The sequence below is a fragment of the Streptomyces sp. B1I3 genome, assembly GCF_030816615.1.
Classification (GTDB): domain Bacteria; phylum Actinomycetota; class Actinomycetes; order Streptomycetales; family Streptomycetaceae; genus Streptomyces.
On record NZ_JAUSYD010000001.1, the window covers coordinates 6,580,037 to 6,594,296 of the forward strand.

12 protein-coding genes are annotated in these 14,260 nt (G+C 70.9%); 9 read left to right on the forward strand and 3 right to left on the reverse strand.

Annotation, left to right across the window (positions count from 1 at the left end):
- Positions 1-89 precede the first annotated feature (89 nt).
- Entirely contained in the window at positions 90-2,066 is a 1,977-nt protein-coding gene (gene thrS, locus QFZ58_RS29965; protein ID WP_307128007.1) for a threonine--tRNA ligase, read from the forward strand.
- 29 nt (positions 2,067-2,095) lie between these two features.
- Here the strand turns inward: thrS and QFZ58_RS29970 are convergent, their stop codons facing one another.
- Positions 2,096-2,773, reverse strand: a complete 678-nt coding sequence (locus QFZ58_RS29970) for a potassium channel family protein (protein ID WP_307128008.1) — start codon at positions 2,771-2,773, stop codon at positions 2,096-2,098.
- A gap of 66 nt (positions 2,774-2,839) precedes the next feature.
- On the opposite strand from QFZ58_RS29970, the gene QFZ58_RS29975 reads away from it, so the two are divergent.
- Entirely contained in the window at positions 2,840-3,412 is a 573-nt protein-coding gene (locus QFZ58_RS29975) for an HIT domain-containing protein (RefSeq protein WP_307128009.1), read from the forward strand.
- A gap of 60 nt (positions 3,413-3,472) precedes the next feature.
- Here the strand turns inward: QFZ58_RS29975 and QFZ58_RS29980 are convergent, their stop codons facing one another.
- Together QFZ58_RS29980 and QFZ58_RS29985 are read right to left on the reverse strand one after the other, a co-directional pair.
- Entirely contained in the window at positions 3,473-5,143 is a 1,671-nt protein-coding gene (locus tag QFZ58_RS29980) for a hypothetical protein (RefSeq protein WP_307129041.1), read from the reverse strand.
- Positions 5,144-5,298: 155 nt separating this feature from the next.
- Positions 5,299-7,524, reverse strand: a complete 2,226-nt coding sequence (locus QFZ58_RS29985) for an elongation factor G-like protein EF-G2 (RefSeq protein WP_307128010.1) — start codon at positions 7,522-7,524, stop codon at positions 5,299-5,301.
- A gap of 330 nt (positions 7,525-7,854) precedes the next feature.
- Here QFZ58_RS29985 and pgsA point away from each other — a divergent pair, with 330 nt between their 5' ends.
- From pgsA to QFZ58_RS30020, 7 genes are all read left to right on the forward strand, one after another.
- Positions 7,855-8,538 carry a phosphatidylinositol phosphate synthase gene (pgsA, locus tag QFZ58_RS29990; protein WP_307128011.1) on the forward strand — a complete coding sequence of 228 codons (684 nt, stop codon included), beginning with the start codon at positions 7,855-7,857 and terminating at the stop codon, positions 8,536-8,538.
- On the forward strand, positions 8,535-9,458 hold the full coding sequence (locus QFZ58_RS29995; RefSeq protein ID WP_307128012.1) for a phosphatidylinositol mannoside acyltransferase: 924 nt from the start codon (positions 8,535-8,537) through the stop codon (positions 9,456-9,458). Before pgsA ends, QFZ58_RS29995 begins: the two co-directional genes overlap by 4 nt.
- The gene (locus QFZ58_RS30000) at positions 9,455-10,618 is read left to right on the forward strand and encodes a glycosyltransferase family 4 protein (protein WP_307128013.1); all 1,164 of its coding nucleotides are present in this window, start codon (positions 9,455-9,457) and stop codon (positions 10,616-10,618) included. The genes QFZ58_RS29995 and QFZ58_RS30000 overlap by 4 nt, the downstream gene beginning before the upstream one ends.
- Positions 10,619-11,224: 606 nt before the next feature.
- A complete protein-coding gene (locus tag QFZ58_RS30005; protein ID WP_307128014.1) occupies positions 11,225-11,770 on the forward strand; it encodes a hypothetical protein in 546 nt (181 codons plus the stop codon).
- Positions 11,771-11,910: 140 nt separating this feature from the next.
- Entirely contained in the window at positions 11,911-12,831 is a 921-nt protein-coding gene (gene pdxS, locus QFZ58_RS30010; RefSeq protein WP_307128015.1) for a pyridoxal 5'-phosphate synthase lyase subunit PdxS, read from the forward strand.
- 6 nt (positions 12,832-12,837) lie between these two features.
- Positions 12,838-13,431 (forward strand): pyridoxal 5'-phosphate synthase glutaminase subunit PdxT, encoded by a 594-nt coding sequence (gene pdxT / locus QFZ58_RS30015; protein WP_307128016.1) that lies wholly within the window; start codon positions 12,838-12,840, stop codon positions 13,429-13,431.
- A 61-nt stretch (positions 13,432-13,492) separates the two neighbouring features.
- Positions 13,493-14,245, forward strand: a complete 753-nt coding sequence (locus QFZ58_RS30020) for a YebC/PmpR family DNA-binding transcriptional regulator (protein WP_307128017.1) — start codon at positions 13,493-13,495, stop codon at positions 14,243-14,245.
- Positions 14,246-14,260: the final 15 nt, after the last annotated feature.

Below are 14,260 nucleotides of genomic sequence, written 5' to 3' on the forward strand. Positions count from 1 at the left end.
CCCTTTGGCGCCGGGAGGCTCCGGCTCGGTACGATTCCTCTTGCGTACGCCACAGACAGGCGTCGCATCCCCTCAGTCAGGAGAGACCGGTGTCAGACGTCCGTGTGATCATCCAACGCGATTCCGAGCGGGAAGAGCACGTGGTGACGACGGGCACGACGGCCGCCGAGCTCTTCCCCGGGCAGCGCACCGTCGTCGCCGCCCGGGTCGACGGCGAGCTGCGGGACCTCGCGTACGCGCTCCAGGACGGCGAACTCGTCGAGCCCGTGGAGATCTCCTCCGAGGACGGCCTGAACATCCTGCGGCACTCCACCGCCCACGTGATGGCGCAGGCCGTGCAGGAGCTGCACCCCGAGGCCAAGCTGGGCATCGGCCCGCCGGTCAAGGACGGCTTCTACTACGACTTCGACGTCGAGAAGCCGTTCACGCCCGAGGACCTCAAGGCCATCGAGAAGAAGATGCAGGAGATCCAGAAGCGGGGCCAGCGGTTCTCCCGCCGGGTCGTGACCGACGAGGCGGCCCGCGAGGAGCTCGCCGACGAGCCCTACAAGCTCGAGCTCATCGGCATCAAGGGTTCGGCCTCCAGCGACGACGGCGCGGACGTCGAGGTGGGCGGCGGCGAGCTGACCATCTACGACAACCTCGACCCCAAGACCGGCGAGCTGTGCTGGAAGGACCTCTGCCGGGGGCCGCACCTGCCCACCACCCGGTTCATCCCGGCGTTCAAGCTCATGCGGAACGCGGCGGCGTACTGGCGGGGCAGCGAGAAGAACCCGATGCTCCAGCGCATCTACGGCACCGCGTGGCCCACCAAGGACGAGCTCAAGGCGCACCTGGAGTTCCTTGAGGAGGCCGCCAAGCGCGACCACCGCAAGCTCGGCAACGAGCTGGACCTCTTCTCCTTCCCCGACGAGATCGGGCCCGGCCTCGCCGTCTTCCACCCCAAGGGTGGCGTCATCCGCCGGGCCATGGAGGACTACTCGCGGCGCCGCCACGAGGAGGAGGGCTACGAGTTCGTCTACAGCCCCCACGCCACCAAGGGCAAGCTCTTCGAGAAGTCCGGCCACCTGGACTGGTACGCCGACGGCATGTACCCGCCCATGCAGCTCGACGACGGGGTGGACTACTACCTCAAGCCGATGAACTGCCCGATGCACAACCTGATCTTCGACGCGCGCGGCCGCTCGTACCGTGAACTGCCGCTGCGCCTCTTCGAGTTCGGCACCGTGTACCGGTACGAGAAGTCGGGTGTCGTCCACGGCCTGACCCGCTCGCGCGGTTTCACGCAGGACGACGCGCACATCTACTGCACCCGGGAGCAGATGGCCGAGGAGCTGGACCGGACGCTCACCTTCGTCCTGAACCTGCTCCGCGACTACGGTCTGACCGACTTCTACCTGGAGCTGTCCACCAAGGACCCGGAGAAGTTCGTCGGCTCGGACGAGGCCTGGGACGAGGCCACCGAGACGCTGCGCCAGGTCGCCGAGAAGCAGGGCCTCCCGCTGGTCCCGGACCCGGGCGGCGCCGCCTTCTACGGCCCGAAGATCTCGGTGCAGTGCAAGGACGCCATCGGCCGTACGTGGCAGATGTCGACCGTGCAGCTCGACTTCAACCTGCCCGAGCGCTTCGACCTGGAGTACACCGGCCCCGACGGCACCAAGCAGCGCCCGGTCATGATCCACCGCGCGCTGTTCGGTTCCATCGAGCGCTTCTTCGCGGTGCTCCTCGAGCACTACGCGGGTGCGTTCCCCGTGTGGCTGGCCCCGGTGCAGGCGGTCGGCATCCCGATCGGCGACACCCACATCCCCTACCTCCAGGAGTTCGCCGCCAAGGCGCGCAAGCAGGGGCTGCGGGTCGATGTGGACGCCTCCTCGGACCGGATGCAGAAGAAGATCCGCAACCAGCAGAAGCAGAAGGTGCCCTTCATGATCATCGCGGGCGACGAGGACATGGCCAACGGCGCCGTCTCCTTCCGCTACCGCGACGGTTCGCAGGAGAACGGCATCCCGCTCGACGACGCCATCGCCAAGATCGCGAAGGCCGTCGAGGACCGCGTCCAGGTCTGACCCGTACGACGGAGGAGGCCCCCGGAGAGCTACCCGCTCCCCGGGGGCCTCCTCTCGTCCTCCCTGGCGAACACCTGCAGCAGCCACGACGAGAACGACCCCGTCACCGCACCCAGCAGGGCGAGGCCGCAGGCCATCAGCACCGCCGCGATCAGCCGCCCCAGCGGCGTCACCGGTACGGCGTCCCCGTACCCCACGGTCGTGAGCGTCGCGCACGCCCACCACACCGCGTCGCCGAACGTGCGGATCGAGGCGTCCGGCGCTCCGTGCTCCTGGTGGTACACGGCGAGTGCGGCGGAGAAGCCCAGGAGCACGGCCGTGAGGCCCGCGTACGACATCACCCGGGCGTACAGGCTCAGCCGTGGCTCCTGGCGGCGCTTCTGGACCGCCGTGTAGAGCTGGACCATGCGCAGCGGACGCAGCAGGGGCAGCAGGAGGACCAGCGTGTCCAGCCAGTGGGTGCGCACGAAGCGCCGGCCGAGGCCGCTGAGGCGGAGCCGTACGCCGTAGTCCACGACGAAGACCGCCCAGGTGGTGGCGACCAGGCCGAGGGCGATGTCCCGCCAGGGCTGGGTGTCGTGGGGGGCGAGGACGCGGACCGCGTAGCCGATGAGGAAGAGGAGTGCCGCGGCGAGGAGCGGCACCTGGGTGCGCTGGTCCCATTCCTTGAACCGGCGGGGCACGGGGTCGGCGGGGCGGTCGCTCATGGCGTCAGCATCGCGGTGCGCCCGCGGGGGCGGCCCCGGCGACACGCGCGGCGGGAGTGAAGCAATATGCTGGCCGGCATGACGAGTGAGCCGGAGCAGCAGATCGGAGTGGGGTCGCCCGACGCGTTCCAGCGCCTGTGGACGCCCCACCGGATGGCGTACATCCAGGGCGAGAACAAGCCGAGCGGCCCGGGGTCCGGGGACGGGTGTCCCTTCTGCGTGATCCCGTCGAAGTCGGACGAGGACGGGCTGGTCGTCGCGCGCGGCGAGCGCGTCTACGCGGTGCTGAACCTGTATCCGTACAACGGGGGGCACCTGATGGTGGTGCCGTACCGGCACGTCGCCGACTACACGGAGCTGACCGTGCCGGAGACGGCCGAGCTTGCCGATTTCACCAAGCGGGCCATGGTCGCGCTGCGGGCGGCCTCAGGGGCGCACGGATTCAACATCGGGCTCAACCAGGGTGCCGCGGCCGGCGCGGGCATCGCCGCCCATCTGCACCAGCATGTGGTCCCGCGCTGGGGTGGGGACACCAACTTCATGCCGGTGGTGGGGAACACGAAGGTCCTGCCGCAGCTGCTGGGGGACACCCGGACGATGCTCGCCGGCGTGTGGCCCGCCGAGCTGCCGGCGGTCTGAGCGGCTCGTACACGACGTGAGGGGTGCGCTTCCCGGCCGGGAAGCGCACCCCTCACGCCGTCAGGCGTCGTAGACGTCGGCCTTCCGCGGGGCGGCGTCCTGCACCATCCCGCTGAGGACCATGGAGCGGTTGTCGAAGCGTTCGGTGTCGACGCCGTGCTCCTTGAGGACCCGCATGGCCGCCGCGTGCACGACGCGCAGGACGGGGGTGGCCGCCCGCATGGCGTCGTCCGCCATGAAGCGGTGGCCCCACGGCTTGGCCGCCCAGGCGTGACGCAGGCCGAAGGGCTCGGGCAGGACGATCTTGCCGCCGAGGTAGTCGAGCAGCGGCGGATACCAGGTGAACGGGGCCCGCAGGGCGAGCCTGACGACCTCGTTCGCCTTGACGACGGGGAGAGTGACCGTGCGTGTCTCCCAGAAGCGGACGGCCTTCTTGACGGTCTTGGTCTCGGCTGCGGGCTTGGTCAGGAACAGCGGGTGGACCGGGCCCAGGGCGTGTCCGGTGACCTCGATGCGCAGCGTCTCGTGGAGCACGGTGACCGTGATCAGCATCGTGACCACGAGCTGGCCGTCCCAGAGGGTGAACTGGACGCCGAGGTAGTGCCGGTCTCCACTGCCGAACTGCTGGTGGTTGCAGATGCGCTGTATCTCGTGCGGCTTGATCTGGAAGGTGGCGACGTCCTCGCCCTCGGGGCGGGTGACGGAGTCGGCGTTCTCGCCGATGGGCGAGACGATCCAGTGCTTGACGGACGGGGTGGGGAAGCCGCCGGTGTTCAGCGGGCCGCGCTCGAGCATCTTCAGCTGGTCGTGGATGGCCCGGACGACGTCCCAGCTGCGGAACTGGTGGATCTCCTTGGCCGGGTCAGCGGGGGTGAGCTCCTCGGCGAGCTGCCAGCTGCCCCAGCGGGTGCCCATGCCGAGGATGCCCTTGGGACCGGCGTAGAAGACGGCGTTGGACTGCTGCTCGGCGGAGAGCTTCTCCAGACCCTGGCGCAGGGCCTCCCGGGCGGTCTCGCTGGGATTCTTCGGCACGGCCTCGGGGATCTTGGCGCTCACGGCGGCGCCGGACAGGAGCCCCTCCCAGCGTGCGCGCATGTCCTTGGCCGAGGCTTCGGCGATGCGCTTGGCGAGCAGCCAGCCGATCAGCGGTGCGATCGCCATGAGGCGCAGGTAGAGGGCCAGGAATCCGGTGAGCGGCATGGCGATCAGGCCGACGGCGGCGGCCGCGCCGAACACGAGGAGGAGGAGGCCGCCGAGTGCCTGGAACGCCTTGTCCTTGGACTTGTTGAGCGAGTCGCGCAGCCGGAAGGCCAGGACCCAGAAAAGCAGCCCCGGCAGGAAGGCGAAGCCGAAGACGGCGGTGACCAGCGTCAGCCGGGTGTCGCGTGCCTTGCGCAGCCGGGTGGCGGACAGACAGTGCTCGACGACGGTCTGCGGGTCGGTGCCGAAGGACTGGATGAGCGCCTTGCGGGCGCCGCCGAGCATGCGTTCCTGTACGGCCCGGGAGAAGGCCTCGCCCAGATTCGGCTTGAAGTAGTCGGACTTGAGTAGCTTGGCGTCGCCCGGCTTCACCTCGGACTTGTGCCACTCGCTGTTGGCCTTGAGGATCTCCGTCACATCGCTGTCGCGGTACGCGGCGGAGGCGAGGGCGTTGGTCGCCACCGCCTGCCCGGCCGAACCCTGGAGCGGGATCTGAGCTCCGGGAGAGAAATCGAATCCGTCGTTGGCCACTGCCGCCCCCACTCGCCGCACGGTCTGCTCCTGCGGCTTTTCCCAACTAACGTACGTCGCACACCTTCTGAGCTGGGACCACAGCGTATCGTCCGGAACGTGCCGCCGCCCGCCGGCGGGGCCGGGTGCGGGCGGCAGACACCATTTCCGGTCACCTAGCTTCTGCTTGTGGTGTTTTCCTGCGATGCGCGGACGCGTTCGGCGAGCTGGGGAGGCATGGCTTCGTGCCGGGCGTACGCCCGGTCGAACCGGCCCGTGCCGTGCGTCAGGGAGCGCAGGTCGACGGCGTATCTGCCGATCTCGATCTCGGGCACCTCGGCGCGTACGAGCGTGCGTTCTCCGGCCGCCTGCTCGGTGCCGACCACTCGGCCCCGCCGTCCCGCGAGGTCGCTCATGACGGCGCCCACGTAGTCGTCCGGGATCAGGATCCGCACGTCGGCGACCGGTTCGAGGAGCTGGATCCTGGTGTCGGCCGCGGCCTCGCGCAGGGCCAGCGCGCCCGCTGTCTGGAAGGCGGCGTCGGAGGAGTCCACCGCGTGCGACTTGCCGTCGAGCAGGGTGACGCGCACGTCGACGAGCGGGTGTCCCGCCGCCACACCGCGGGCGGCCTGGGTGCGCACGCCCTTCTCGACGGACGGGACGAACTGCCGGGGCACCGAGCCGCCGACCACCCTGTCGACGAATTCGAGGCCCGTACCGGGCGGCAGCGGCTCCACCTCGATCTCGCAGACGGCGTACTGGCCGTGGCCGCCGGACTGTTTCACGTGCCGGCCGCGGCCGACGGTGCGGGAGGCGAACGTCTCGCGCAGGGGGACCCGGTGGGGTACGGCGTCCACCTGCACGCCGTACCGGCTGCGCAGGCGTTCCAGCGCCACCTCGGCGTGGGCCTCGCCCATGCACCACAGGACGACCTGATGCGTGTCCTGGTTCTGTTCCAGCCGCATCGTCGGGTCCTCGGCGACCAGCCGGGCCAGCCCCTGGGACAGCTTCTCCTCGTCGGCCTTGCCGTGGGCGCGTACCGCCAGCGGCAGCAGCGGGTCCGGCATGGCCCACGGCTCCATCAGCAGGGGGCCACCGGGGTCCGAGAGGGTGTCGCCGGTCTCCGCCCCTCCCAGCTTCGACACGCATGCCAGGTCACCGGCGATGCAGCGGTCCAGAGGGCGCTGCTGCCGGCCGAACGGGGCGAAGAGCGCGCCGACACGCACATCGGCGTCATGGCTGGGACGCGCTTCGTGCCCGGGGCCGGTGAGACCGTGGCCGCACACGTGGACGGGGTCGTCGGGGCGCAGTGTGCCGGAGAAGACGCGGACGAGGGAGACCCGCCCGACGTAGGGGTCGGACGCCGTCCTCACGACCTCGGCGACCAGCGGGCCCCCGGGATCGCAGGCCGGGGCGGGGCGTGGGGAGCCGTCGGGGGTGGTGACGGCGGGGAGCGCGCGCTCCAGGGGGGAGGGGAAGCCCCGGGTGATCAGTTCGAGGAGCTCGACCGTGCCGATGCCCTGACGGGCGCCCTCGGCGGCCGGCGCCGCCGTGAGGACGGGGTGGAAGGAGCCGCGTGCGACGGCACGTTCCAGATCCTCCACGAGTGTCCCGGCGTCGATGTCCCCGCCGCCGAGGTAGTGGTCCATCAGCGTCTCGTCCTCGCTCTCGGCGATGATCCCCTCGATGAGCCGGTCACGGGCGCGTGACAGTGGTTCGCGCTGGTCACCGGCGGGCGGGAGCTCGCGGCGCTCCCCGGTGGAGTAGTCGAGGATCCGCTGGGTGAGCAGGCCGGTGAGCCCGGTGAGCGGGGCGTGCCCGTCCGGGCCCTCGGGCCCCTGCACGGGCAGGTGGAGCGGCAGTACGGCGTCGGGGTCCTCACCCCCGAAGATCCGCCCGCAGATCCGCGTCATCTCGTCGAACGACGTGCGCGCGGTGTCCAGGTGGGTGACGACGACGGCACGTGGCATCCCCACGGCCGCGCACTCCTCCCACACCGCACGGGTGGTTCCCGCCACGGCGCCGGCCTCCTGCGCCGCCGACACGACGAAGAGGGCCGCGTCCGCGGCTCGCAGACCGGCCCTGAGCTCCCCGACGAAGTCCGCGTAGCCGGGGGTGTCCAGCAAGTTGATCTTGTAGCCCTCCCACTCGACGGGGACGAGCGAGAGCTGTACGGAGCGGTGGCGACGCCGTTCGATCTCGTCATGGTCCGAGACGGTCCCGCCGTCCTCGACCCGGCCCGCCCGGTTGATCGCTCCCGCCGTCAGCGCGAGAGCCTCGACGAGGGTGGTCTTGCCGGAGCCGCTGTGGCCGACCAGCACCACGTTCCGTACGGAAGCGGGCCGCTCGGCCGCCGCCGCCCTGCCGGCGGCTCCGGTGTGCGTATGTGTCCTGTCGCCCATGATGCGTGCCTCCCGGTGGGTGGCGCGGTGCCGGCGGCACCGGCGCGGTGAGGGGAGATGCCGCACGGGCGTGGACGCCTCACCGACGGCTTCGGCGACGCCCGCGGTACTTCGAGCTTTCCACTCACCCCGGGCCGCGTCCATATGTCGGGCCGCGGCCCCGCCGCGGTGGCACGGCGGCCCGTGTCCGTGCGGCCGGGCGGAGACGGCCGCCGCGGGCGCCGGATCCCCCGGACGGGGTGCCCCGCCGTGGGCAGGCCCGGCTCGTGACTACGATGGGCCCGCCGGTGGCCGAAGGGGCCGCGCGGCCCACCGAACCTCGGGAAGGCCATGCTGAACAAGTACGCGCGTGCATTTTTTACGCGTGTCCTCACACCGTTCGCCGCTCTGCTGCTCCGTCTCGGGGTCAGTCCCGACGCGGTCACGCTCGTCGGTACGGCCGGAGTGATGGCGGGTGCGCTGGTCTTCTTCCCCATGGGGGAGTTCTTCTGGGGCACGATCGTCATCACCGTCTTCGTCTTCTCGGACCTGGTCGACGGCAACATGGCCCGGCAGGCCGGGATCTCCAGCCGGTGGGGCGCGTTCCTGGACTCGACGCTCGACCGGGTGGCGGACGGGGCGATCTTCGCCGGGTTCGCGCTCTGGTACGCGGGCGACGGCGACGACACCATGCTGTGCGCGGTCGCGATCTTCTGTCTGGCCAGCGGCCAGGTGGTCTCGTACACGAAGGCGCGCGGTGAGTCGATCGGCCTGCCGGTCGCGGTGAACGGGCTGGTGGAGCGTGCCGAGCGGCTGGTGATCTCGTTGGTCGCGGCCGGCCTCGCCGGGCTGCACGGCTTCGGCGTACCCGGAATCCAGGTCCTGCTGCCGATCGCGCTGTGGATCGTCGCGGTGGGCAGTCTGGTGACGCTGGTCCAGCGGGTGGTGACCGTGCGCAGGGAGTCGGCCGAGGCCGACGCCGCTGCCGCCACCGCGGGCGGGACGGCGGACCAGGGGAGCGAGGCCGCGCAGTGAGCGGCACGGGATCCGACCTGAAGGGGCGGCTGACCGACGGGCTGTACGGGCTCGGCTGGGGCGCGGTCAAGAAGCTTCCCGAGCCGGTCGCGGCGGCGCTCTTCCGCACCCTGGCCGACCAGGTGTGGAAGCGGCGCGGGAAGTCCGTGCTGCGCCTGGAGTCGAACCTCGCCAGGGTGGTGCCCGACGCGGACGCCGCCCGGCTCGCCGAGCTGTCGAAGGCCGGCATGCGCTCGTACATGCGCTACTGGATGGAGTCCTTCCGGCTGCCGACCTGGAGTCCGCAGCGGATCAAGGCGTCCATACACGTCCGTGACATCCACCGCATCACCGACGCTCTCGACTCGGGCCAGGGGGTCGTCGTCGCGCTGCCGCACCTGGGGAACTGGGACCTGGCGGGAGCATGGGCCACCACGGACCTGAAGGTGCCCTTCACGACGGTCGCCGAGCGGCTCAAGCCGGAAAGCCTCTACGACCGGTTCGTGGCCTACCGCCAGGGCCTGGGCATGGAGGTCCTGCCGCACAACGGAGGGGCCGCGTTCGGGACCCTGGCCCGGCGGCTGCGTGCGGGCGGGCTGGTCTGCCTCGTCGCCGACCGCGATCTGTCCGCCTCCGGCGTCGAGGTGAACTTCTTCGGCGACACCGCCCGCATGCCCGCCGGCCCGGCTCTGCTGGCCCAGCAGACCGGTGCGCTGCTGCTGCCCGTCACCCTCTGGTACGACGGCACGTCCGTGATGCAGGGGCAGATCCATCCGCCTGTCGCCGTACCGGAGACAGGCACCCGGATCGAGAAGACGTCCTCCATGACACAGGCGATGGCCGATGCCTTCGCCACCGGGATCGCCGAGCATCCGGAGGACTGGCACATGCTGCAGCGGCTCTGGCTCTCCGATCTGGATCCCCAGGGGGAAGCTCCGTGAAGATCGGCATCGTCTGCCCGTACTCCTGGGACGTCCCGGGCGGCGTGCAGTTCCACATCCGTGACCTGGCGGAGCACCTGATCCGCCTGGGCCACCAGGTCTCGGTGCTGGCGCCCGCCGACGACGAGACACCCCTGCCCCCGTACGTGGTGTCCGCGGGCCGGGCCGTGCCCGTCCCGTACAACGGCTCCGTGGCCCGGCTGAACTTCGGCTTCCTGTCCGCCGCGCGGGTGCGGCGCTGGCTGCACGACGGCACCTTCGACGTCATCCACATCCACGAGCCGGCCTCGCCGTCGCTGGGGCTGCTCGCCTGCTGGGCGGCGCAGGGGCCGATCGTCGCCACGTTCCACACGTCGAATCCGCGCTCCCGGGCCATGATCGCGGCCTACCCGATCCTCCAGCCGGCACTCGAGAAGATCAGCGCGCGCATCGCGGTCAGCGAGTACGCCCGCCGCACCCTGGTCGAGCACCTCGGCGGGGACGCCGTGCTCATCCCCAACGGCGTGGACGTCGGTTTCTTCGCCGGGGCCGAGCCGAAGGCCGAATGGCAGGGCGGGACGCTCGGGTTCATAGGGCGCATCGACGAACCGCGCAAGGGGCTGCCCGTCCTGATGAAGGCACTCCCCGCGATCCTCGCCGCCCGGCCGGGTACCCGGCTGCTCGTCGCGGGCCGCGGTGACGAGGAGGAGGCGGTCGCCTCACTCCCCGAGGAGATGCGCGGCCGCGTCGAGTTCCTCGGCATGGTGAGCGACGAGGACAAGGCACGGCTGCTGCGCAGCGTCGACGTGTACGTCGCGCCGAACACCGGCGGTGAGAGCTTCGGCATCATCCTGGTCGAGGCTCTGTCGGCGGGCGCGCCCGTGCTCGCCAGCGACCTGGAAGCGTTCGCGCAGGTACTCGACCAGGGCGCCGCGGGTGACCTCTTCGCCAACGAGGACGCCGACGCGCTGGCCTCGGCGGCGATCCGGCTGCTCGCCGATCCGGAGCGGCGGGCGGGACTGCGGAAGCGCGGCAGCGCGCATGTGCGCCGCTTCGACTGGTCGACTGTGGGGGCGGACATCCTCGCGGTGTACGAGACGGTGGCGGACGGGGCGGCGGCGGTGGACACGGACGAACGTACGGGGCTGCGCGCACGGTTCGGGCTGGCCGCCCGGGACTGAGGGCTCGGGGGTCGGGTCCGGGTCCGGGTCCGGGTCCGGTCCCGGCTCGGGGGTTTGTCCTCAATCGCCGGACGGGCTTGGTGGTGGCCGTCCCACGTGGGGTGGGCCGGTCGGGGGCGGGTGCCGCCCCGCGTCGGTGGGTGGGCCCGGGGGCCCTCCGGAGTGTCTCCTCGGGTGACGAACGTTTCCAGTCGTACGTGGGGTGGGCCTGAATTGTGTTCGTCACCCTGCGGGGACCCTCCTGCACGCCCCCGGGCCGGTCGTCGTGCGTCGTGAGCCCGGGGCCGGGTGCCGCCCCGCGTCGGTGGGTGGGGCCCGGGGGCCCTCCGGAGTGTCTCCTCGGGTGACGAACGTTTCCAGTCGTACGTGGGGTGGGCCTGGATTGTGTTCGTCACCCTGCGGGGACCCTCCTGCACGCCCCCGGGCCGGTCGTCGTGCGTCGTGAGCCCGGGTGCCGCCCGGCGTTGGTGGTGGGGGCCGTCATACGTTGTGCGCCTGGGGGACGGTGCGGCTGTCGTGTGCCCGCGGGTTGCGGGCTTGGCGTACTGGGAGCCGAGGAAGGGGTGCGTGCCCGGGGGGTCCCGGCACCGCCGGTAACCTCGGTGGGTGATCGAAACCTTCATCTGGATCGCCGTCGCGCTCTTCGCGATCGGCCTGTACCTCAGCTGGACCGCCGGTCGGCTCGACCGGCTCCACTCCCGTATGGACGCGGCCCGCGCGGCCCTGGACGCCCAGTTGCTGCGCCGCGCCTCGGTCACCCAGGAACTGGCCACGTCCGGCGTCCTGGATCCCGCCGCGTCGATCGTCCTGTACGAGGCGGCGCACGCGGCCCGGCAGGCCGCGGAGGAGCAGCGGGAGGTCGCCGAGAGCGAGCTGAGCACCGCCCTGCGGGCCGTGTTCGGTGAGCCGGTGCAGGTGGAGGCGGTCAAGGAGATCCCCGGCGGGGAGGAGGCGGCGCGGGAACTGGCCGCGGCGGTGCGCCGGGTACCGATGGCACGGCGCTTCCACAACGACGCCGTGCGGGCCGCCCGGGCGCTGCGTACGCACCGGACGGTGCGGTTGTTCCGGCTCGCCGGGCACGCGCCGTTCCCGCTCGCGTTCGAGATGGACGACGAGCCGCCGGTCGCCCTCGCGGACCGGCCCGGTACCTGAGGGCGCGCGGCGCAGGCCGGAGGGGCCGTCCGGTGCGAAGCGGTCCACGGGGTGTTCATTGGCCCTTGCAGTGGACCGGTCGCCGGGCGTTTGCTCGGGGCTGCAGCATTCCGCTCTTTTCACCCCAGTGAGGTCGATCCGTGTCCACGCTTCCCCGTACCCCGCAGTCAACCGAGGCCCCGGCCACCGGCACCGCCCGCGTCAAGCGCGGCATGGCCGAACAGCTCAAGGGCGGCGTGATCATGGACGTCGTCGACGCCGAGCAGGCGAAGATCGCCGAGGACGCGGGAGCCGTGGCCGTCATGGCGCTGGAGCGGGTCCCCGCCGACATCCGCAAGGACGGCGGCGTGGCCCGGATGTCGGACCCCAACATGATCGAAGAGATCATCCAGGCCGTCTCCATCCCCGTCATGGCCAAGTCCCGCATCGGCCACTTCGTCGAGGCCCAGGTGCTGCAGTCCCTCGGCGTCGACTACATCGACGAGTCGGAGGTCCTGACCCCGGCCGACGAGGTCAACCACAGCGACAAGTTCGCCTTCACCACGCCGTTCGTCTGCGGCGCCACCAACCTGGGCGAGGCGCTGCGCCGCATCGCCGAGGGTGCCGCGATGATCCGCTCGAAGGGCGAGGCAGGCACCGGCAACGTCGTCGAGGCCGTCCGCCACCTGCGCCAGATCAAGAACGAGATCGCCCGGCTGCGCGGCTACGACAACAACGAGCTGTACGCCGCCGCCAAGGACCTCCGCGCCCCCTACGAGCTGGTCAAGGAGGTCGCCGAGCTCGGCAAGCTGCCCGTCGTCCTCTTCTCGGCCGGTGGCGTGGCCACGCCGGCGGACGCGGCCCTGATGCGCCAGCTCGGCGCCGAGGGCGTCTTCGTGGGCTCCGGCATCTTCAAGTCCGGCGACCCCGCCAAGCGTGCCGCCGCCATCGTCAAGGCCACCACCTTCTACGACGACCCGAAGGTCATCGCGGACGCCTCCCGCAACCTGGGCGAGGCCATGGTCGGGATCAACTGCGACACCCTGCCCGAGGCCGAGCGCTACGCCAACCGCGGCTGGTAAGCACCGATGACCGACACCCCTGTCATCGGCGTCCTGGCACTCCAGGGCGACGTACGGGAACACCTGATCGCCCTGGCCTCGGCCGACGCCCTGGCCAGGCCGGTCCGGCGTCCCGAGGAGCTCGCCGAGGTCGACGGACTCGTCATACCCGGCGGCGAATCCACCACGATGTCCAAGCTGGCGGTCCTCTTCGGCATGCTGGAACCGCTGCGGGAGCGGGTCGCCGCCGGCATGCCGGTCTACGGCACCTGCGCCGGGATGATCCTGCTCGCCGACAAGATCCTGGACCCGCGCTCGGGTCAGGAGACGGTCGGCGGGATCGACATGATCGTGCGCCGTAACGCTTTCGGGCGGCAGAACGAGTCCTTCGAGGCGGCCGTCGACGTCGACGGAGTGCCCGGGGGGCCCGTCGAGGGCGTCTTCATCCGGGCTCCCTGGGTGGAATCGGTGGGCGCCCGCGCGGAGGTCGTCGCGGTGCACGGCGGGCACATCGTGGCCGTACGCCAGGGAAACGCCCTCGCCACGTCGTTCCACCCGGAGCTGACCGGGGACCACCGGGTGCACGCACTCTTCACCGACATGGTGCGCGCCGTGGGCTGATGCGATCCCGGTAGGATCTCTCGGGTTCGGATCGATTTTGGTGACGCGAAGGAGAAGGCAGATGTCCGGCCACTCTAAATGGGCTACGACGAAGCACAAGAAGGCCGTGATCGACGCCAAGCGCGGCAAGCTCTTCGCGAAGATGATCAAGAACATCGAGGTCGCGGCCCGCACGGGCGGCGCGGACGTGTCCGGCAACCCGACCCTCTTCGACGCCATCCAGAAGGCCAAGAAGAGCTCGGTCCCGAACAAGAACATCGACTCGGCGGTCAAGCGCGGTGCCGGCCTCGAGGCCGGCGGTGCCGACTACGAGACGATCATGTACGAGGGTTACGGCCCGAACGGCGTCGCGGTGCTCATCGAGTGCCTCACCGACAACCGCAACCGTGCCGCGTCCGACGTCCGTGTCGCCATGACCCGCAACGGCGGTTCGATGGCTGACCCGGGATCGGTCTCGTACCTGTTCAACCGCAAGGGCGTCGTGATCGTCCCCAAGGGTGAGCTGGGCGAGGACGACGTGCTCGGGGCCGTGCTCGACGCAGGCGCCGAGGAGGTCAACGACCTCGGTGACACCTACGAGGTGCTCAGCGAGGCCACCGACATGGTCGCGGTCCGCACCGCGCTGCAGGACGCCGGCATCGACTACGACTCGGCCGAGGCCAACTTCGTCCCGACCATGCAGGTCGAGCTGGACGAAGAGGGCGCGCGCAAGATCTTCAAGCTGATCGACGCGCTGGAGGACAGCGACGACGTGCAGAACGTCTTCGCCAACTTCGACGTCTCCGACGAGGTCATGGAGAAGGTCGACGCCTGAGGGCGGTACAGCCTG